General features: G+C 39.5%; 16 protein-coding genes. 1 reads left to right on the plus strand and 15 read right to left on the minus strand.

The genetic code is table 11. The annotated features are described in order from the left end of the window. Window positions 1-227: 227 nt before the first annotated feature. A complete protein-coding gene (locus tag IGL90_RS09900; RefSeq protein ID WP_002385738.1) occupies window positions 228-1,643 on the plus strand; it encodes a Ktr system potassium uptake protein D in 1,416 nt (471 codons plus the stop codon). 36 nt (window positions 1,644-1,679) lie between these two features. Here IGL90_RS09900 and nifJ read toward each other — a convergent pair whose 3' ends face one another. From nifJ to IGL90_RS09975, 15 genes are all read right to left on the minus strand, one after another. Beyond that, a complete protein-coding gene (gene nifJ, locus IGL90_RS09905; protein ID WP_048737948.1) occupies window positions 1,680-5,213 on the minus strand; it encodes a pyruvate:ferredoxin (flavodoxin) oxidoreductase in 3,534 nt (1,177 codons plus the stop codon). A gap of 20 nt (window positions 5,214-5,233) precedes the next feature. Then, window positions 5,234-6,652 carry an NADPH-dependent glutamate synthase gene (gene gltA / locus IGL90_RS09910; protein WP_002370484.1) on the minus strand — a complete coding sequence of 473 codons (1,419 nt, stop codon included), beginning with the start codon at window positions 6,650-6,652 and terminating at the stop codon, window positions 5,234-5,236. Beyond that, window positions 6,645-7,502: a sulfide/dihydroorotate dehydrogenase-like FAD/NAD-binding protein gene (locus tag IGL90_RS09915; protein ID WP_002370486.1), complete on the minus strand. Its 858-nt coding sequence runs from the start codon at window positions 7,500-7,502 to the stop codon at window positions 6,645-6,647. Before IGL90_RS09915 ends, gltA begins: the two co-directional genes overlap by 8 nt. 37 nt (window positions 7,503-7,539) lie before the next feature. Beyond that, window positions 7,540-8,004, minus strand: coding sequence for a flavodoxin (locus tag IGL90_RS09920; protein WP_002382673.1), 465 nt, complete (start codon window positions 8,002-8,004; stop codon window positions 7,540-7,542). 235 nt (window positions 8,005-8,239) lie between these two features. Further along, a complete protein-coding gene (yqeB, locus tag IGL90_RS09925; protein ID WP_002356611.1) occupies window positions 8,240-9,070 on the minus strand; it encodes a selenium-dependent molybdenum cofactor biosynthesis protein YqeB in 831 nt (276 codons plus the stop codon). Beyond that, entirely contained in the window at window positions 9,034-9,789 is a 756-nt protein-coding gene (gene yqeC / locus IGL90_RS09930) for a selenium cofactor biosynthesis protein YqeC (RefSeq protein WP_002359659.1), read from the minus strand. The genes yqeB and yqeC overlap by 37 nt, the downstream gene beginning before the upstream one ends. Further along, window positions 9,777-10,034: a DUF3343 domain-containing protein gene (locus IGL90_RS09935; RefSeq protein WP_002356603.1), complete on the minus strand. Its 258-nt coding sequence runs from the start codon at window positions 10,032-10,034 to the stop codon at window positions 9,777-9,779. Before IGL90_RS09935 ends, yqeC begins: the two co-directional genes overlap by 13 nt. 20 nt (window positions 10,035-10,054) lie before the next feature. Next, window positions 10,055-10,642, minus strand: coding sequence for a sulfurtransferase-like selenium metabolism protein YedF (yedF, locus tag IGL90_RS09940; RefSeq protein ID WP_002398008.1), 588 nt, complete (start codon window positions 10,640-10,642; stop codon window positions 10,055-10,057). Between the two features lie 15 nt (window positions 10,643-10,657). After that, on the minus strand, window positions 10,658-11,680 hold the full coding sequence (selD, locus tag IGL90_RS09945) for a selenide, water dikinase SelD (RefSeq protein ID WP_002359657.1): 1,023 nt from the start codon (window positions 11,678-11,680) through the stop codon (window positions 10,658-10,660). 15 nt (window positions 11,681-11,695) lie between these two features. Continuing rightward, window positions 11,696-12,844 carry a selenocysteine lyase SclA gene (gene sclA / locus IGL90_RS09950; protein ID WP_002398007.1) on the minus strand — a complete coding sequence of 383 codons (1,149 nt, stop codon included), beginning with the start codon at window positions 12,842-12,844 and terminating at the stop codon, window positions 11,696-11,698. Window positions 12,845-12,857: 13 nt separating this feature from the next. Continuing rightward, complete coding sequence (gene mocA / locus IGL90_RS09955; protein WP_002398006.1) at window positions 12,858-13,439, minus strand: molybdenum cofactor cytidylyltransferase; 582 nt, start codon at window positions 13,437-13,439, stop codon at window positions 12,858-12,860. A gap of 13 nt (window positions 13,440-13,452) precedes the next feature. After that, window positions 13,453-16,026, minus strand: a complete 2,574-nt coding sequence (gene xdh, locus IGL90_RS09960) for a selenium-dependent xanthine dehydrogenase (RefSeq protein ID WP_048737946.1) — start codon at window positions 16,024-16,026, stop codon at window positions 13,453-13,455. A 120-nt stretch (window positions 16,027-16,146) separates the two neighbouring features. Next, window positions 16,147-17,154, minus strand: coding sequence for an XdhC family protein (locus IGL90_RS09965; RefSeq protein ID WP_048737944.1), 1,008 nt, complete (start codon window positions 17,152-17,154; stop codon window positions 16,147-16,149). Continuing rightward, complete coding sequence (locus IGL90_RS09970; protein WP_002356595.1) at window positions 17,151-17,510, minus strand: winged helix-turn-helix domain-containing protein; 360 nt, start codon at window positions 17,508-17,510, stop codon at window positions 17,151-17,153. Before IGL90_RS09970 ends, IGL90_RS09965 begins: the two co-directional genes overlap by 4 nt. Window positions 17,511-17,603: 93 nt before the next feature. After that, a complete protein-coding gene (locus IGL90_RS09975) occupies window positions 17,604-18,923 on the minus strand; it encodes a nucleobase:cation symporter-2 family protein (protein WP_010815215.1) in 1,320 nt (439 codons plus the stop codon). Between the last annotated feature and the right edge of the window lie 64 nt (window positions 18,924-18,987).

Consider the following 18,987-nt stretch of genomic DNA (forward strand, 5'->3'; position numbering starts at 1 on the left):
GTATCGTTAGACAAACTGACCAATTATTAATAAGTTGTTTGGGGAACAACCTATTTTTCTATTCTTTCATAAAATATCATGTTCTCGCTTGTTTGTGGATGTTTTCCAATTATTTCTAACGAATTTCTTATTTTTATTTGTCATTTCAAGGATTTTCTGGCAGAATTATTCGTTTGAGGCGAAAAGTTTTGGTATACTTAGTTTAATTAGAATTGGGAGGTTATCTAGTGAACCATACACGTTTGCTGTGGCTGGCACAGCGAAAAAGCGATCGATTTATTCGCAAAAATTTTTCATCTATTCAAATCATCGTCGCTTATTACATATTAATGACGGTTATTTCTTATTTATTGTTTTGCCTCCCTATTTTCAGAGAACCTGACTCGCATGTTCCTTTTATTGATTTATTTTTCTTAGCAATCAGTACAGTCAGTGTTACTGGACTCACCACAGTCGATATTAATTCGGTTTTTAATGATCGTGGGATCGTCTTATTGGAGGTTCTTTTCCAAGTTGGTGGCTTAGGGATTATGATGATTTCAACGGTCTTTTTTATTTTATCAAAACGGCGAATCACATTAAAGCAACGTCAGTTAATTATGACTGACATGAATCAGCCGCGACTGAGCGGAATTGTTCGACTGATCCGCACCACTTTTTTGATTTTAATTTGGTTCCAAGTAATCTTCGGCTCGCTCTTTTCGCTTTATTTTTATATAAGTGGTTATTATACGAACTGGCGAGATGCGATATTTTATGGATTTTATCAAGCTATTTCTGCAGTGACTAATTCAGGCTTTGATATTTCAGGTGATTCAATTATTCCTTTTGCTCATGATTATCTCTTTTTACTGGCAATTATGTTCTTGATTTTTATCGGCGGGATTGGATTTCCCGTTTTACTGGAAATTCATGAGTGGTTACATTTTAAGAAAAAGAACTTTCGTAAGAAGAAACGAGGCTTGCCTTTCCGCTTCTCATTGTTTAGTAAAATTGCTTTGCTAGCGTTTATTGTTCTGTTTATTGGTGGGACTATTTTGATTTACTTATTAGAAAAAGATCACCTATTTTTGACAATGAATGAAAGTGGCCGTTGGGTAAGTTCGATGTTTTATTCGATGACTACACGAAACGCTGGCCTCCAAATTAATGATTTAGGGGACTTCCAAATTACAACGTTGATTATTTTCTCTGTGTTAATGTTTATTGGTTGTAGTCCTAGCTCTGTTGGTGGTGGTGTTCGAACAACGACTGTTGCGATTATTGGCTTGTATTTGTTAGCCTTTTTAAAAAGTGAAGATGATATTAGCGTCTTTAGCCGTAAAATAGATGACGATGATGTCAAAAAATCGATTGTCGTCTTCATGTTATCTTTGATTATGTGCTTTTTCGCTGTCGTCTTTTTGTCAGCCACTGAAAATCTGCCCTTGATTTCAATCATTGTGGAAGTCGCTTCTGCCTTTGGGACAACCGGTCTTTCTTTGGGCATTACAGACGATTTAACAACAGTAGGTAAATTAATGATTGCCTTATTAATGTTTATTGGACGTATTGGTATGCTTTATACCTTAATGATTTTTGTACCAAAAGAAACACGTGACTTAGGCTACGAATACCCTTCAGAAAAAATTATTATTGGATAAAAAAACAAAGCCTCTCAAGTAAGAGGCTTTGTTTTTTTATTTTTTCATGTGTGTGACTAGTTTGTTATAACTTTCAGAGCGTTCAATTGCATCTTCTTTAGTTTTATCAAGTAAATGTTCGACTACTTCTTGATTCTGTTTAATTGTATGCAACGCAGAGTAACGTGTTTGTTTTTCAAGGAAATCACGCATTTTGTCAAAATCTGTTTTCTTGTAGTCAATGACCATCGGATCTTTGCCTTTCTTAACTAACTCTGGATTATAGCGATAAAGTGGCCAATAGCCAGATTCAACGGCTTCTTTGGCTTGATCTAACGTCCGAACCATTCCGCCTTTGACCCCGTGATTAATACATGGGGTATAACCGATGATAATTGATGGGCCTGGGTACCGCTCCGCTTCGTCAATTGCTTTAATCGTTTGCATTGAGTTTGCGCCTAAAGCCACTTGTGCAACATAGACATTCCCATAAGTGATTGCCATCATCCCTAAATCTTTTTTAGAGGTATGTTTCCCACCCGCTGAGAATTTGGCAATGGCTGAAGCTGGTGTAGCTTTAGATGTTTGTCCGCCTGTATTGGCATACACTTCGTTATCCATAACAAAAATATTAACATCTTCCCCACTGGCAAGAACATGATCAATGCCGCTAAACCCGATATCATAGGCCCAACCATCGCCGCCGACAATCCATTGACTCGTTTTCACTAGTAAATCTTTTTGTTCGTAAATTTTTGTTAAAAGTGGATCTTCATCGGCTTCTTCACTTAATGCTGCCGCTAGTTTGGTGGCTCGCTGTTGTGTTCCTTCCCCTTCAGCCATGTGTTCCAACCAATCATTTAACAAGGCTTGAAGTGAATCTGATCCGACGTTTTTAGCAAGACTTTCTTCAACCAGACTAGCTAAATGTTGACGTTTCGTTCGATTGGCAATATACATACCATAACCATATTCCGCATTATCTTCAAACAGCGAATTACTCCAAGCTGGTCCTTGGCCACATTCGTTCGTTGTATAAGGCGTCACCGGTGACGAACCACCCCAAATTGATGAACAGCCTGTTGCGTTAGCAATCATCATTCGATCACCAAATAATTGCGTCAACAACTTAATATAAGGTGTTTCGCCACAGCCTTCACAAGCACCTGAAAATTCCATCAATGGCTGGTTAAATTGGGAACCTTTAACAGAAAGTTTTTTGACTGGGTTGGCTTTTTGTTTAAGAGTCATCGCAAAGGCCCAATTCATCGCTTGCTCTTTCTGAGTTTCATAAGGTTTCATTAAAATCGCCTTGTCTTTCACGGGACATGCCTGAACACAAAGACCACAACCTGTACAGTCTTCTAAAGAAACTTGGATACGATACATCAACCCATCTGTGCCACGCATTTCGCGCATGGCAAAACCTGCAGGTGCTTCTTTCAGTTCTTCTTCATCCGCTAAAAACGGTCGAATAGCCGCATGTGGACAAACAAAGGCACATTCATTACACATCGTACACTTATCCATTTGCCACTCAGGCACTTCTAACGCAATGCCACGTTTTTCATAAGCCGCAGTGCCCATAGGAATGGCACCGCCCTTCATTCCGTTTTCAATCAAATCTGAAACGGTCAGCTGATCCCCTTCTTGACGATTGATTGGTTCTAAAATATTTGTCACAAAAGCTGGAGCTTCCGACTCTTGATTTTCTGGCTCTAAAACAATGGTTGCCCAATCTTCTGGAACTACAATTTCTTGCAGCGATTCAAAGGTAGCATCAATCGCTTGGTAATTTTTTTCAACAATTTCCATTGATTTTTTTCCATAAGTCTTTTTCACTTCTTCTTTAAGTAACGGTAAATATTGCTCTTTCGTTAAAATATCTGTTACTTCAAAAAAGGCAGTAGACATCACTGTATTGATCCGACGGCCTAAGCCTACTTTGCGAGCTAACTCAACCGCATTGATAATATAAAATTTGATTTGGTGCTCCCCAATATATTTTTTTAACTTAGCCGGTAATAAACGGTGAACCTTTTCTTGATCCCAAATAGTATTCAGTAAAAACGTTCCGCCATCTTTTAAGCCTTTTAACAGGTCGTATTTATGCAAATAGGAAGCATTATGACAAGCGATGAAATCTGCTTGTTCAATTAAATACGTGGAAGTAATTGGCTCTTTACCAAAACGCAGATGCGAAACGGTTAAACCGCCTGATTTTTTAGAATCATAACTAAAGTAAGCTTGTGCATAAAGGTCGGTATGATCTCCGATAATTTTAATCGCTTGCTTGTTTGCTCCCACAGTTCCGTCAGAACCAAAGCCCCAAAATTTTGCTTGGAAGGTAGTATCTGGCGTTAAATCTAAAGTAGGTTCTTCTGGCAATGATTGATAGGTTACATCATCAACGATCCCTACCGTAAAACGTTGTTTTAATTCTTTAAATGGCAATAACAAATGATCATAGACCGCTTTAATTTGATTAGGCGCTACGTCTTTAGAGCCTAACCCATAACGTCCACCAATCACAATTGGTCGATTTTCATGTTGATAAAGAGCGCTTTGAACATCTAGCAATAACGGTTCCCCTTCGGCTCCTGATTCTTTTGTTCGATCTAAAACCGCAACCTTTTCTACTGTAGCTGGTAATTTTTCAAGAAGGTTTTCGGTAGGAAATGGACGATATAAATGAATATTGATAAAACCAACTTTGCGTCCTTGTTGATTGAGATAGTCGACTGTTTGTTTGATTACTGGCGAAGCCGACCCCATTGAAATAATGACTTCTGTTGCATCTTCAACCCCGTAATAATCGGTTAAATCATACGTTGTTCCACGAAGATTGTTAATTTTTTTCATGTATTTTTGAACAATTTTTGGCATTTCTTCGTAATTTTTATTGACTGTTTCTCTTTGTTGAAAATGAATGTCAGGATTTTGAGCGGTCCCTGAAACAGTGGGATGATTAGGATTCATGCCTCCTATTCTAAAACGAGTTACAGCTTCCTGATTCACCATTTCTTTCAGGTCATCATAATCAATCACTTCGATTTTTTGTAGTTCATGGCTCGTTCTAAAACCATCAAAAAAGTTTACAAAAGGTAAACTACCTTCTAAGCTAGCTAAATGAGCAACTGCCGACAAATCCATTACTTCTTGGACACTCGATTCTGCTAACATACAAAAACCTGTTTGGCGGGTAGCCATCACATCGCCATGGTCACCAAAAATACTCAACGCACTTGTCGTTACTGCCCGAGCCGCCACGTGGAACACAGAAGGCAGCAATTCTCCTGCGATTTTATACATATTGGGAATCATCAACAGTAAACCTTGTGAAGCAGTATAAGTAGTGGTTAACGCACCTGTTTTTAACGAACCATGAACTACTCCCGCTGCCCCAGCTTCTGATTGCATTTCAATAACTTGAACTTTTTGACCATAAATATTTTTTAAACCACTTTCCGCCCATTCATCTACCAACTCAGCCATTGTTGAACTTGGTGTGATAGGATAAATAGCGGCAACTTCTGTAAACGCATATGAAATATAAGCCGCTGCGGTGTTTCCATCCATTGTTTTTTTCATTTTTTCACCTTTTATCTTTCCTAAACATTGCTTGTGACTGTTGTTTTTTGTGTTTTGACATACTGATCAATTGCATTAGCTGCGATTTTCCCAGCGCCCATCGCTAAAATAACGGTGGCAGCACCTGTGACTATATCGCCCCCAGCAAAAACGCCAGGTATTGAGGTTGCTCCTGTTTTAGGATCAGCTTGAATGTAACCCCATTGGTTTAGTTCTATTTCTGGATATGTTGATAACAAGACTCGATTTGCCCCTTGGCCAATTGCCTCGATTACTGCATCAGCAGGAATGGTAAACGTGCTGTCTGGAACCGGTTCTGGCCGTCGTCTTCCAGACACATCTGGTTCACCTAAAACCATTTTGATACATTCAACACCGGCTAGATTTCCTTGTTGGTCATCTAAATAAGCAATTGGATTCGTTAACCAATAATAGTTAATTCCTTCTTCAAGGGAATGGTGGTATTCTTCAATTCTTGCTGGTAATTCTTCTAACGAACGACGATACACAATGTTCACATTTTCAGCGCCTAATCGTTTGGCTGAACGAGCGGCATCCATTGCAACATTCCCGCCGCCAATCACAACAACATTTTTAGCACGTTTAATCGGTGTATCATATTCTGGAAACTCATAGCTATGCATTAAATTGATTCGTGTTAAAAATTCACTAGAAGAATAAACCCCATTTAAACTAGTTCCTGGGATTCCCATAAAGTTTGGTGCCCCTGCACCAACCGATAGATAACAGGCATCAAACTCTGACATTATTTCTTCCATCGTAATCGTTTTACCTACTACCACATTGGTTTCTATTGTTACACCTAAGGCTTCAATACTCGCAATTTCTTGTTTAACAATTTTTTTCGGTAATCGAAATTCAGGTATGCCATAGGTTAATACGCCGCCAGCTTCATGAAGCGCTTCAAAAATAATTACTTCGTAGCCGAGCTTTGCCAAATCCCCCGCAACTGTTAACCCAGAAGGACCAGAACCGACCACTGCGATTTTCCCTTTTGTTGGTTCCGCTGTTTTTTTAGGAAACATGTGATTTTCTAATGCCCAATCGGCAACTAAACGTTCTAATTTGCCAATTGCCACTGGTTCAAAGTTTTTGGCTTTCCCTAATTTACAAACTTGTTCACATTGTTTCTCTTGCGGACAAACGCGTCCACAAATAGCAGGTAAATTCGTATATTTACTTAAAATATCGGCTGCTTGTTCCATGTTTCCTTCACGAATAGCTAAAATAAATCCAGGAATATCAATCATCACGGGGCATTTAGCAATACAAGGTGCATTTTTACATTGTAAACAGCGAATCGCTTCTTCTTGCCCTTCTGCTAATGTATAGCCTAAGCAAACCTCTTCAAAATTATTCTTTCTGATAGTAGGTGCTTGTTCCGCAATCGGTGTTTTTATACGACTTTTTCTAGCCATTTTTCTCCACCTGCTCTTTCAAACGATCTGTAAAGCAAACTGCTTCTTCTTCCTGATATTGCTTCATTCGATTAATGAATTCATCCCAATTTACTTCATTGCCTTTAAACTCAGGTCCATCAACACAGGCAAATTTCATGGTGCCATCAACAGTGACCCGACAACCGCCACACATGCCTGTTCCGTCAATCATAATAGGATTCAAGGAAACATAAATTGGTAATTGATGTTTTTCAGCTGTCAAGGTACAAAATTTCATCATGATGCTGGGCCCAATCGCCCAACTGCACGCTACAGATTCACGTGCAATAACTTCTTCCATCGCTTCTGTTACTAAGCCCTTTTTACCTAATGAACCATCATCCGTTGTAATGATTAGCTCATCTGAATAACGACGGCATTCTTCTTGTAACAGAACTAACTCAGCTGTTCGTGCTCCCAAAATCGTAATCACTCGGTTGCCTGCTTCTTTTAAAGCCTTGATAATTGGATAAATAGCCGCGATACCAACCCCGCCACCGACAACCATCACCGTTCCATATTGCTTCACTTCTGTGGGCATACCTAAAGGTCCAGTGACATCTAACAAAGAGTCGGAAGTTTTAAGTTGGGAAAGTGCAGCTGTTGTCTTACCAATTACTTGGAAAATAATTCGAATACTGCCTGCTTGTGGATTTGTCTCCGCAATCGTTAAGGGGATCCGTTCTCCCTTTTCGTCAATTCTTAAAATAACAAACTGTCCAGCCTGGGCATGTGTCGCTATTCTTGGCGCTTCCAGCCAAAAATCAAATGTATTACTAGATAATTGAGTCGATTGAAGAATATTAAACATTGAAATACCTACCTTCATCGTTCCTTTTCATTCTGACTCCTACTTTCTTAAACCCTTAGGCAACGCTATCAGATAAAGTTGTGGCGACACTTTTAACAAATGTTTTTAGCATTTCGATGTCTTCTTCTTCTGCATTGTTTTCAATTTCAACTGTTTCAGCTACTTTTTTAGCACCAGCTTTTTCAAAAGCTCCTACAAAATCATGCGCTGATTTACAGAAAAATTCACCATATTCACGATCACCGGAGCCAACAACACCAAATGGCTTACCTGCTAAATCCTTCTCAGTTAATTCATCAAAGAAATCTTCAAATTCAAAAGGCAGTTCCCCATCACCATAAGTATACGTTGCGATAATACAAGCATCTGCATCATCAAAGAAGTCTACATCAACTTCTGAACATTCTTCACGTTCTACTTCAACTCCAGCTTCTTGAAACTGTTCTTCCAAAATCTCGGAAATTTCTTCTGTGTTTCCAGTCATACTTGCATAAACAATTTTTACTAGTGCCATCTTCATTCATTTCCTTTCTTTTTCCTAAATATTTCAATGCATTCAAATGCAATTGTAACCCCTTACATTAATTCTTAAAAAAATAACTTTTACAAATGATTTTATTCACAAACTAATCTAACTAAGTATGTACTCTTCCCCTTTCGAGATAGAGTATTTTTTACTACGTCTTTACTATACCACATTCCAAACCTTTTTAACAATATTTTTAAGGTAAAAAAAATATTATTTAGGTTCTTTTTTATAAAACGTTTTTCCTTCTTCCAATCATAAAAATTGCTTCTAAAACCGCTCCCCCTAATGCACGAGCTTTGTCGGAGATCGTCAAGCAATCGACTTTCTCAACTGGTCGAGGATCTACATCTGCACACTTCAACCCTTGATAACATGTTACCTTTTCTGAAATCAATCCTCTCAAAGTCCCTGTCAGAGGCGAATAAACTGGAACCTGATCGATTAAAAATAATGCTTCCCCTTTCAACACGAGATCCCCTATGTTTTTAAGGTGGGTAACTTGTCCTGAAGCAGGGGCATGGACAACTCGTTCCGCACTTTTTCCGCCAATTTCACCTGGAATACCTGTATTAGGTAAAGCTGTTCCTTCAAAGTATAAACGTCCCAACCTATGGCCACGCATTGTCTCAATCACAACATCGACATCTTGCGGTGCTGAAAAGCCTGGTCCTAAAGCAATCGTAATCGGTGCCATTCCTCGATGCGTACCTAAATTTTTCTTAGCCAAAATCGCATCGATAACAATCAGTGGTTTCAATTGTTGAATAGCACTTGCTGTTTGATCGACAAAAACAGGCAGCTTATTTTGCTGCCAACATTTCGCGCAATCCTTTAATGAAGTAATTCGAACAGCAACCAAATCTTCCACTCTTTGTTCTTTCTGAAAAATAGCATCACAAACTGAAACAGTCCGCCGAATGGCCAGAGGACATTCTGTTTCTAATACTAGTATTTTAAAGCCAACGTGCCATAATTTTTGGATAACACCTGTCGCTAGATCGCCCCCTCCGCGAACAATCACTAATTTTTCTTGGATGTTTTGACTGATTTCTCCCATAAAATAAGTCCTTTCTCTAATTCCATATTGCAAGCAATAATCTTGTCTAATTTTTCAAAACAGCTTTTGGGTAATTGAAGACAGACATTCATCGCTTGAACGAACTCTCTTCGCGTATGGGTTTGATTTAAACATAAAATTCGTTGGCCTTGGCTCTCTTTAAACAATCCTTTTGGATGATCAATCAGTTGAGCTAACAATGTTTCTGTGATTGGTTCTTGTAGTTGCGCATCGGTTAATTCCAAAAAAAGCGGCAACCGATGAATGGTCGTTTCATCTATCTTTTGACCAATTACAGAAATCGGAAGCACACCAATTGTGGTGGTTGTTTCTTTTAATATCACGGGTTCATAAGAGGACCAGCCTTTCAAAGGTCGTTGTTTGGACCCATCCGCTTCTAAAAAAACTTTCGTGAAGTGCTGAAACAATGTTTGAAACGAGGTCATTGCAGGCATCGTTAGTTTTGTTTGGTTGTTGATAGCGGTTCCTGCTAAAGTGATTCCGCAGATATTCGGCGTTATTTTTTCAAAATGGTTTGTATAAAAATAATCATACAATTGACGTTGGGGAAACCCAATTTTTGTGGTTGTACTAACCAGAACAGCTTCTTTTCGATATGTTTTTGCTAGCGCCCACATTAAGCTTGTTTTCCCACCACTACCAACAATTGACACAATCTCCTTTCCTTGTAAATCAAAACACTTTTTTAAGGACTCCACAGTTGGTACCTCCTTTCCCCAAGGTCATTTTTCACAGAAAAAATAGAGGCTACGCGTACTTTTGCTTCTTCTAAAAAACATACACTGTGAGTTATTTCCGCTTCATTAATGAGTAAACCGATCCCACAGCCATCCGTCAATGATGGTGGCAAAGTAAAGACGCGAACAGCCACCTTTCTTGCCAACAGTACTTGTTCTGCCAGAACAGCATAATGTGTATTCGGAAAGGTTAGCAAATACTCCATCTTTTCACCTTCTTTTTTTGTTAAAGCGTAATTACTTTAGCCGCTTGATTCATTGTTTCAACAATTTCGTACATATTAGTAATAGAGCCGATAGCTAAGGTGTCTGTTAAATGATAAAAATCTAAACAGGCCCCACACGTTTGAATCGTGGTTCCCTTCTCCGCTAATTGTTGCAAATCAGCTAAGGTATTCGCTGCTTGATTCGTTAAAAACGCCCCTCGATTAAAGAATAATAGCTGTGTAGGAACAGTTTCTGCTTCTGATAATGATTGAAGATAACTTTTCATTAATAGTCGTCCTAGCTGCTCGTCTCCAGTACCTAATTGATCGGAGCCAATCGTAATTACTAAATCTGTTGCTGACTGACTTGTTTGTTGAGTCGCTTCTTCAGATACCGTAATTTTGACAGAGAAAACCGTGGCTTCTATCTGCTTCGCAGTCAAAGTGGCCTGTTTTTTAGTAGCTAATTTTTTCAAATTTTCAACAGCTACTTCGTTATCGACTAAAACCTCGATAGTGCCTCCAGCTAAACCTAACTCCGCCAAAGCTTTTTTCGTTTCAATCACAGGTATTGGGCAAGGTTTCCCCAATGCATCTACTAATTTCATATTTGGCCCTTCTCTCTATAAAAGTACTACTGCTTGTTGTTCTTTTGGCAGAACCTCGCCAATAATTTTGGCAACAGGGTCCTCTTTTTGAATAGCTGCTAAACAGGCTGCCGCTTCGTCAGCAGCGACACTAATTAACAGTCCGCCAGAAGTTTGTGGATCAAACAAAAGTTCTTGCATTTCCATAGAAATTTTTGAATAATCGATTGTCGTTCCGATTGTTTGGCGGTTTCTTTGCCCAGCTGCAGTGACTAAACATTCTGCGGCGTAGGCCAACGCTCCTGTAATGGTTGGTAATGCTTCTGTATCAATCAGTAATGTTACCTGATTATCAGCCATTTCTTTTGCATGAATTAATAGACCAAACCCAGTCACATCAGTACAAGCATGTACTGCGTAGGATCGAGCATTCGCAGCGGCATATTTATTTAAACGTTCCATCGAATCTTGTGCGATTTTTTGTTCCGTCTGCTTCGCCAATTGCCCCCGAACAGCCGCTTGAATAATTCCTACACCTAATGCTTTAGTTAAAATCAAGACATCCCCCACCTGTGGCGTATTATTATGCCACAAATTTTCTGGATGAACTTCTCCGGTTACCGCTAGACCATACTTGGGTTCATGATCATAAATCGAATGGCCTCCCGCCAGTAAAGCACCCGCTTCCTTTAATTTTAAGCTGCCACCCAAGAGCATTTGTTCCAACCATTCTTTTGACATCTTTTGTGGAAAACAAACAAGATTTAGCGCATAAAGGACTGTTCCGCCCATGGCATAGACATCACTTAAAGCATTAGCGACCGCAATTTTTCCAAATGATAACGGATCATTGACCATTGGTGAAAAAAAATCTACCGTTGAAATCAAAGCTTTTTCAGACGTTATTTGGTAAACAGCGGCGTCGTCGGCATGTTCAAATCCGACGAGTAGCCGCTCATTTGCCGGTGTTTCGGGTAAGTGTTGCAACAATTGGTTCAGTACACGGGATTCAATTTTTGCCCCACAGCCACCTGATGTACATTGTGATAAAAAATCCATGCTGTCCGCTCCTTCTCAAATTAGTAGTTCTTGTAAAGCGTGAATTGTCCAAGTAATTTCTTCAGGCGTTGTCTGCCAACCAAAGCTAAAACGTAAGGTGCCAGTTGCTAAAGTCCCAGCTGTTTGATGGGCTAATGGTGCACAATGCAAACCTGCGCGCGTCATAATGCCATATTGTTCTGCTAGTTGCTGTGCCACTATTGTTTCTTCCTGATTCCACAGTGTGATAGAAACAACAGGGACAGTTTGTGCCACGTCCTTGGTTCCTAAAATTGTGACAGGTAACCCTGATAAACCATTTAAAAAATTCTGCATTAAGGTTCGTTCATGCTTTTGAATCGCTGCTAAACCAATTTTATTCAACTCTTTAATAGAACTATTTAAGCTTAGAATACCTAAACTGTTTAACGTACCAGCTTCAAATTTATCTGGTAAAAAAGAGGGTTGATCAAAGGAATTAGAATGGCTACCAGTGCCGCCCGCCATCAGTGGTTTGACCGCTTCAGCCCCTCGCTCACTAAAAGCTAACCCACCAATACCTACTAATCCATATAAGCTTTTATGTCCAGTAAAGGCTAACACATCAATGGCCATCTGGGTCATTTTTATTGGTAGAAAGCCCGCCGTTTGAGCCGCATCCAAAACGGTTAATAATCCTTTCTGTTGAGCCCATTGAAAACATTCTTCAATGGGTAAAATGGTGCCTAAGACATTGGATGCGTGTGTCATCACCAAGGCTTTTGTATTCGTTCGCCAAGCTCGCTGAATATCTTCTACATCTAACAGACCCGTTTTTTGACAAGCAACATATGTCACTGAAATGCCTCGTTCTTTCTCAAGTAAGTGAAGCGGTCTGGCTACTGCATGATGTTCTAACATAGTCGTAATTACATGGTCGCCAGGTTGTAAAATCCCCGCTAATGCAAGATTTAAGGAAGTTGTTGCGTTATTCGTAAACGTAATCTGAGCCGCACTGGGTGCCTGAAAAAAGTCTGCTAACAATTGACGTGTCTCTAAAAGAGGAAGCCCCTCTCTAAGCAAAGGGGCATTTCTTCCGTAATTCATGAACTGATTTTCTGCTAAATAGGCAGTCAAAGCCTCAATGGTTGCTGGAAATTTTTTATAGGAAGTCGCTGCATAATTTAAATAAACCAAGTCCTTCATACGTTTTTCCTCTCTAACTATTGGTTTCTTGAATTAATTTTCTGTACTCTTCTGGCGTGTCGATATCTTTTAAACGGCCAGGAGTCGCTATTTTCAACATCTGAACTGCTTCTGGAAAGCGTTCATAAATCATGCGTCCGCCTTTTTCACCAGTCAATGTTAATAGTTCTTGTCGAAATTGATTACCGAATAATACTGGACTACTAGGACAGCCATCTTTTTGTAATGGCACTATAATTTTATTTCTCTGACATTTATCTAACACGGGTTGTAGCATTTTAGGTGTTAACAATGGTTGATCACTAGGTAAGTATAAATAGCCAGCTCCCCGAGCTTGTTCAGTTCCTAAACGAATACTGCTACTTTGCCCTTCTTGCCATTGATGATTGAGAATCAACTGAATGTTCTTAGGTAAAGGAAACGCTGGCTGATTCTCAGGCGAAACAACTAAAATCCGTTCTAATACGTCTAATTGATTCACTAAGGTTAACGTGTGCTCTAAAAATGTTTTTCCTTGATATTTTAAGAACAATTTATTTTGGCCCATCCGTTGTGAATTGCCCGATGCTAGAATAATGACACTAACGAGTGACATGAGTTGTCTCCTTTTATCTTTTTTTCTTTTGATAAGGGGTATTTTCTAAAGGCAGACTTGGTCGGAGCTGACCATCCAAGGCAAAATATGCGCCTGCTAAAGCTGGTGCGGTAGGGATCGTTGCTAACTCACCTACGCCTTTAATTCCATAAGCTAAACCTTCGTGAAGATTGTCAGCATGAACCAAAATTGTTTCAATTGGTGGTACTTGAGTGGCGTTCACTAATCCTAGCGTTGCATATTTTGCTTTAACATAGCCTTCTTCTAAGGCAAATTTTTCAGTTAAAGCATACCCCATGCCCATCGCAATCCCACCTTCAATTTGACCTTCAGCAGCTCGTGGATTCACCACTTGCCCCATATCATACGCAGCCACAAATTTAGCTACTTTTCCTTTGTCATCTAGAATAGCTACTTCAGCAGCATAACCATAACCAGCATGACTAACTGGACTTTTTTTATCATTGATTAATGGATCCGTTTTCGCTGAATATTCCCCATAAAATTCTTCGCCTTCCAAATCACTTAAAGCACGTCCCATATCAAGTTCATACCGTAATTGCATTGCCGCTCTTCTAGTTGCTTCTCCTGTGAAGAGTGACTGCCTCGAAGCCGTTGTTGTTCCTGAATTCGGCGTTCTTCTCGTATCAGGTGCTTCCGCAACAATCATTTCTGGTGGTAAATTTAATGTTTCACAGGCAATTTGCGTCGTAACGGTTGCCATCCCTTGACCGATACAAGCAGCACTTGTGCGGACATGTATTTTTCCTTCTTCAACAGAAATAATACAACGCCCTGTATCAGGTAGCCCCACACCCACGCCACTGTTTTTAAAGAAACTAGAAATTCCAGCAACTTCCGCTTGTTCATAGACGTCTTTAACTGCTAACAAGGCTTCTTTTAACGCCGCATTTTTCGAGACCAATTGTCCATTCGGTAAAGTATCTCCTGGGGCGACGGCATTTTTAAAGCGTATTTCCCATGGTGATAGTCCGACTTTTTCTGCTAACAAGTTTAAATTACTTTCAATTGCAAAAGCCGTTTGGCAAACACCAAATCCACGAAATGCACCTGCTGGCGGATTATTAGTATATACAGCAAACCCTTCCACATCAATCGTTTGATACTTGTAGGGACCTGCCGCATGTGTACAAGCCCGTTGCAATACCGGTCCTCCTAAAGAAGCATAGGCCCCAGTATCCGCATAAATCACTGCTTTCATTGCAGTTAAATTGCCTTCTTCATCACAGCCGGTCGTAAAGTCCATTTCCATGCCATGGCGTTTGGGATGAACCATCAAACTTTCTTCACGGCTTAGCAGTACTTTTACTGGTTTCTTCAATAACCAAGCGGCTAAGGATGCATGATGCTGAACACTCATGTCTTCTTTTCCACCAAAACCGCCACCAACAAGTTTTGATTGAACATGAATTTTTTCCTTGTCCAGTCCTAACATCCGAGCCACTTCCCGTTGTTCATCATAGATACTTTGACCCGCACTAAAGAGTAAAATGCCCTCACCTTCAGGCTGTGCAATCGCACACTCGGGTTCCATAAAGGCATGTTCGTTAATTGGTACGGAATAATGTTCTGTCACTACAAACGCAGAATTTGCTAATACTTCATCTGCGTTGCCACGTACCAAGTGTTCATGAGACAAGATATTGCCCTTTTCATGAATAGCTGGTGCACCTTCTGCTAAAGCAGCTTCACAAGAAGTAAGCGGTATCATTTCTTCGTAATCAACTTCCACTAAATTTTTTATCTCTGGTAAGGTTTCTTTTCTTTTTGAAACAACGAGTGCTACTGCATCCCCAACATACCGTGTTATTTCTCCTTCTGGAATCATTACATCCCAATCGGAAATAAATTCTAAATGACCAATTTTATTATTTCCTGGAACGTCTTTAGCTGTGAACACAGCCACACAGTCAGGATGCGCCAATGCTTGGGTACTATCGATTGATAGAACTTTTGCGCGAGGATAGGCACTCCGCAAAGCAGATGCATGAAGCATTCCTTCTATGTCAATGTCATCTACATAAATCCCTGTTCCTAATGTTTTCTCCACTGCATCGACCCGTTGGAAGTCTTCCCCTAATTTACCATTTGAATGTTCTTCCGGAATGCTCGTTTCTTCACAAAACATTTTAGCAGCTAACTGAATGGCTTCTATTATTTTCACATATCCTGTACAACGACAAATGTTTCCTCGTATAGCTTTCTGAATGTCTTCTTTTGTGGGTTCGGGTTTCTTGTTCAATAATCCTTGTGCCGAAATAACCATCCCAGGGATGCAATACCCGCACTGAACTGCACCCGTTTTTGCGAACGCATAGGCATAGACATCTTTTTGCCGTTGGCTTAAACCTTCGATTGTCATGACTTCTTTACCAGCTAATTTTTCTAGAGTAAACAAACATGCTTTGGAAGCCTTTCCATTTACTAACACCGTACATGCACCGCAAGAGCCTTGGTTACAGCCATCTTTTGTTCCAGTTAGGCCCAGATCCTCCCGCAAAAAGTCCATTAATTTTTTGTTTGTTTCACAGGTTTCACTTTGACCATTTACAATAATTGAATACATTTCTTGCACCTCGATTTCTGATATAGTTTAGTGTTCAATCACCTAGATTATACCACAAATCTTCGTTCTAAAAATTATTTTTTAGCAAAAAAACTTTTTTATTTAACTTAAAGGTCCTCATTATTGATAGCGCTGTTGAATTAATTCTCCCGCGATGCTAATCGCTAACTCTTCTGGTGTTTCGGCTGCAATGTCTAAGCCAATTGGCATGAAAATTCTTTCAATTTCATTCATTGTATAACCGACCTCTTTTAACCGTCGAACTTGTGAAGCAATTTTGTGTTTGCTCCCCATCACACCAATATATTTGGCTGGTGTTTCCAATAACTGTTTGGCAACGATGAAATCAAAATTGTGTCCTCTGGTAATTACTATACCATAATCATCCGCCGTTATTTCAATAAACGCAGCTAAATTTTCTAAAGGAATCACCCGTAGTTCCTTAGCTTGTGGAAAAGCTTGTGCCGTCAAAAATTCTGGACGATCGTCCACTACAACGCAATAAAACGATAAATAGTTTAAAATAGGTACCAATGCGCGTGCGACATGACCACTTCCAAAAATATACACTTTCCCTACTTGGAGGATCGCTTCTGTTAAAAAAATTATGTCCTCTTTTTGCTCACAATGGATACCTTTAGGTAGCAAACTTAATTCCCCCTCCCAAGAAGTGGAACCAATCAATTCGCCTGTTTCACTATAAAAGGATACTTTTCCTAAATTGTTTTGATCTAGTTCAGTCATTAACCAACCTTGTTGATTATTTTGAAAATGCGTTTCTATGGACTCACACAACTCTTTTAAAAATGGCGTTTCCCATGAAAGATAATGGAAAAAAATCGTGACATTCCCGCCACAGACCATGCCTAAATCAGCAATATTATTCGGGGCTAAAATAAATTGACGTTGTGCATTTTCTTTCTCAAAAAGTAGCTTTTTTGCCACTTGTTCAGCCTGAAATTCAACCGCCCCACCACCAACAGTTCCGGCTATTCTACCTTCGGCGGAAACCAGCATTCTAGCCCCTTGACTTCGTGGTGTAGATCCTGAACTTGTACCAATCGTTAATAACATCGTGTCTTGCTTTTCCAATATTGCCTGTTTCAAACGCTGAAATACTTCTCTCATTTCAGTTCCTCCGATACTACATCCTGTTCTTTAAATATTTCTTCAAAGCATGCCTCTACCTGTTGATACACTTTTTTCTCAAATAAAAGATATTGATCAATCAACTCTTTTCCTTGGTCCGTAACAATTGACCCGCCACCATTACAACCACCAACACTTTTGATAATTAATGGAAAAGATAGCTCTTCTTCAGCTACCCGCACAATCCGCCATGCCTTATTATAAGACATTTTCATCTCTTTTGCCGCTAAGTTTAGTGACCCAGTTTGCTGAATTTTTTGTAAAACTTCGACAACGCCAGGACCAAAAAAGTTCCGATCTGTTTTTAATTTTAAGTTTAGGGAATACGTAAACATCTTCTCCTCCTTTATTCGTTCATTTTTTTATAGATAACGTAAGGGAAAAAGGATACGAAAGCTTACTCACTTTCGTATCAAAAAAAGCAATCTTCACTCAAGTGCTACGCGCTTTTTTGGTTTTAAAATGACATTTAAAAGGACTGCTACCAAAGTGGTTAAGATAACTTCCGAATTACCGAAAATCGTTGTTACCCAAGTTGGAAAACCAGCTAAGCTTCCAGTAGACAATGTGACACCAATTCCAAATGCTAGAGCTGTTCCGACAACCCCAGTATTTCGAGGAGTCATTTCCTGCGAAGCAATCATCCGAATACCTGTCATAGAAATAGAAGCAAAAACTGAAATCGTTGCGCCACCAATTACTGCGTAAGGAATCGTAGTTAATAATGCAGCTACTTTCGGAACAAAACCAGCAATTAATAATATAACTGAAGCGAAAACCAGAACATACTTATTAATCACTTTTGTTACCGTAACCAGACCAACATTTTGTCCAAAAGTTGCCACTGGGATTGATCCAAATAAACTGCCAATAAAGTTAGTGAAACCACTCCCCATAATTCCGCCAGATAATTCTTCATCCGTTGCATCCCGATCCATTGCCCCAACCGTTGTTGCTGTAAATTGACCGATGGCTTGAACAGCATCAACAATAAACATTACCACCAGCGTAAAGATAGGTACCAGTTGAAAATCCAGTCCAAAATGAAACGGGGTAATTAGCTGAACGATTTTAGCATTTTGAACTGGCTCAAAACTAACCATCCCTAAAGCTAAAGAAATCAAATAACCAATAACCATTCCGTTTAAAATTGCTGATAACTTCAAAAATCCTTTTGCAAAATAATTGAAGTAAAAGACAATCGCAAAGGTTAATAATGCAACTAACCAATTCCGGGCTGAACCAAAATCAGCACTACCAGCTCCTCCTGCCATATACTTAATCGCAACTGGAAACAGGGATAGCCCAATACTTAAAATAACCGTTCCTGTTACTAAAGGCGGAAACAACACACGGATTTTTTTAATGAACAAACCAACAATAATAACAAGAATACTGCCAACTAATTGGGAACCAAAAATTGCTGCAATCCCAAAATCAGCTCCGATGGCCATCAAAATCGGTACATACGCAAAACTTGCCCCCATCATAACTGGTAACCGTGAACCCACTTTTCCAAAAATAGGGAAAAGTTGAATTAACGTTGCAACTGCTGAAAAAATCAATGATGTTTGAATCAAAATAGTCGTATCACTAGGACTTAATTGGCAAACTTTGGCAATCATAATTCCCGGTGTGACAATCCCTACTACTGCTGCGACAACGTGTTGCAATCCCATCGGAATTGCTTCAGAAATTGATAGTTTCGCATCATATTCAAATAATGCTTGCTCTTTTTTTTCATTCATAGGATCGTTTCCTTCTTCTTTTTATTCTAAAAGGATTGTTCCCCTTAATCAGTAAAGAATGCAA

Origin of the sequence: Enterococcus sp. DIV1307a (assembly GCF_050537425.1) — a bacterium.
GTDB classification, from domain to species: Bacteria; Bacillota; Bacilli; order Lactobacillales; family Enterococcaceae; genus Enterococcus; species Enterococcus faecalis.

Excerpts from the sequence above, each read along its gene's own strand:
- sclA (WP_002398007.1), bottom strand. The coding sequence starts at position 12,844 with ATGAAGGACTTGGTTTATTTAAATTATGCAGCGACTTCCTATAAAAAA.
- xdh (WP_048737946.1), bottom strand. The coding sequence starts at position 16,026 with ATGTATTCAATTATTGTAAATGGTCAAAGTGAAACCTGTGAAACAAAC.
- mocA (WP_002398006.1), bottom strand. The coding sequence starts at position 13,439 with ATGTCACTCGTTAGTGTCATTATTCTAGCATCGGGCAATTCACAACGG.
- IGL90_RS09935 (WP_002356603.1), bottom strand. The coding sequence starts at position 10,034 with ATGGAGTATTTGCTAACCTTTCCGAATACACATTATGCTGTTCTGGCA.
- yqeB (WP_002356611.1), bottom strand. The coding sequence starts at position 9,070 with ATGGGAGAAATCAGTCAAAACATCCAAGAAAAATTAGTGATTGTTCGC.
- IGL90_RS09970 (WP_002356595.1), bottom strand. The coding sequence starts at position 17,510 with ATGTTTACGTATTCCCTAAACTTAAAATTAAAAACAGATCGGAACTTT.
- IGL90_RS09965 (WP_048737944.1), bottom strand. The coding sequence starts at position 17,154 with ATGAGAGAAGTATTTCAGCGTTTGAAACAGGCAATATTGGAAAAGCAA.
- selD (WP_002359657.1), bottom strand. The coding sequence starts at position 11,680 with ATGGATTTTTTATCACAATGTACATCAGGTGGCTGTGGGGCAAAAATT.
- IGL90_RS09975 (WP_010815215.1), bottom strand. The coding sequence starts at position 18,923 with ATGAATGAAAAAAAAGAGCAAGCATTATTTGAATATGATGCGAAACTA.
- IGL90_RS09915 (WP_002370486.1), bottom strand. The coding sequence starts at position 7,502 with ATGAAGGTAGGTATTTCAATGTTTAATATTCTTCAATCGACTCAATTA.
- gltA (WP_002370484.1), bottom strand. The coding sequence starts at position 6,652 with ATGGCTAGAAAAAGTCGTATAAAAACACCGATTGCGGAACAAGCACCT.
- nifJ (WP_048737948.1), bottom strand. The coding sequence starts at position 5,213 with ATGAAAAAAACAATGGATGGAAACACCGCAGCGGCTTATATTTCATAT.
- IGL90_RS09920 (WP_002382673.1), bottom strand. The coding sequence starts at position 8,004 with ATGAAGATGGCACTAGTAAAAATTGTTTATGCAAGTATGACTGGAAAC.
- yedF (WP_002398008.1), bottom strand. The coding sequence starts at position 10,642 with ATGAAATTAGTAGATGCATTGGGGAAACCTTGCCCAATACCTGTGATT.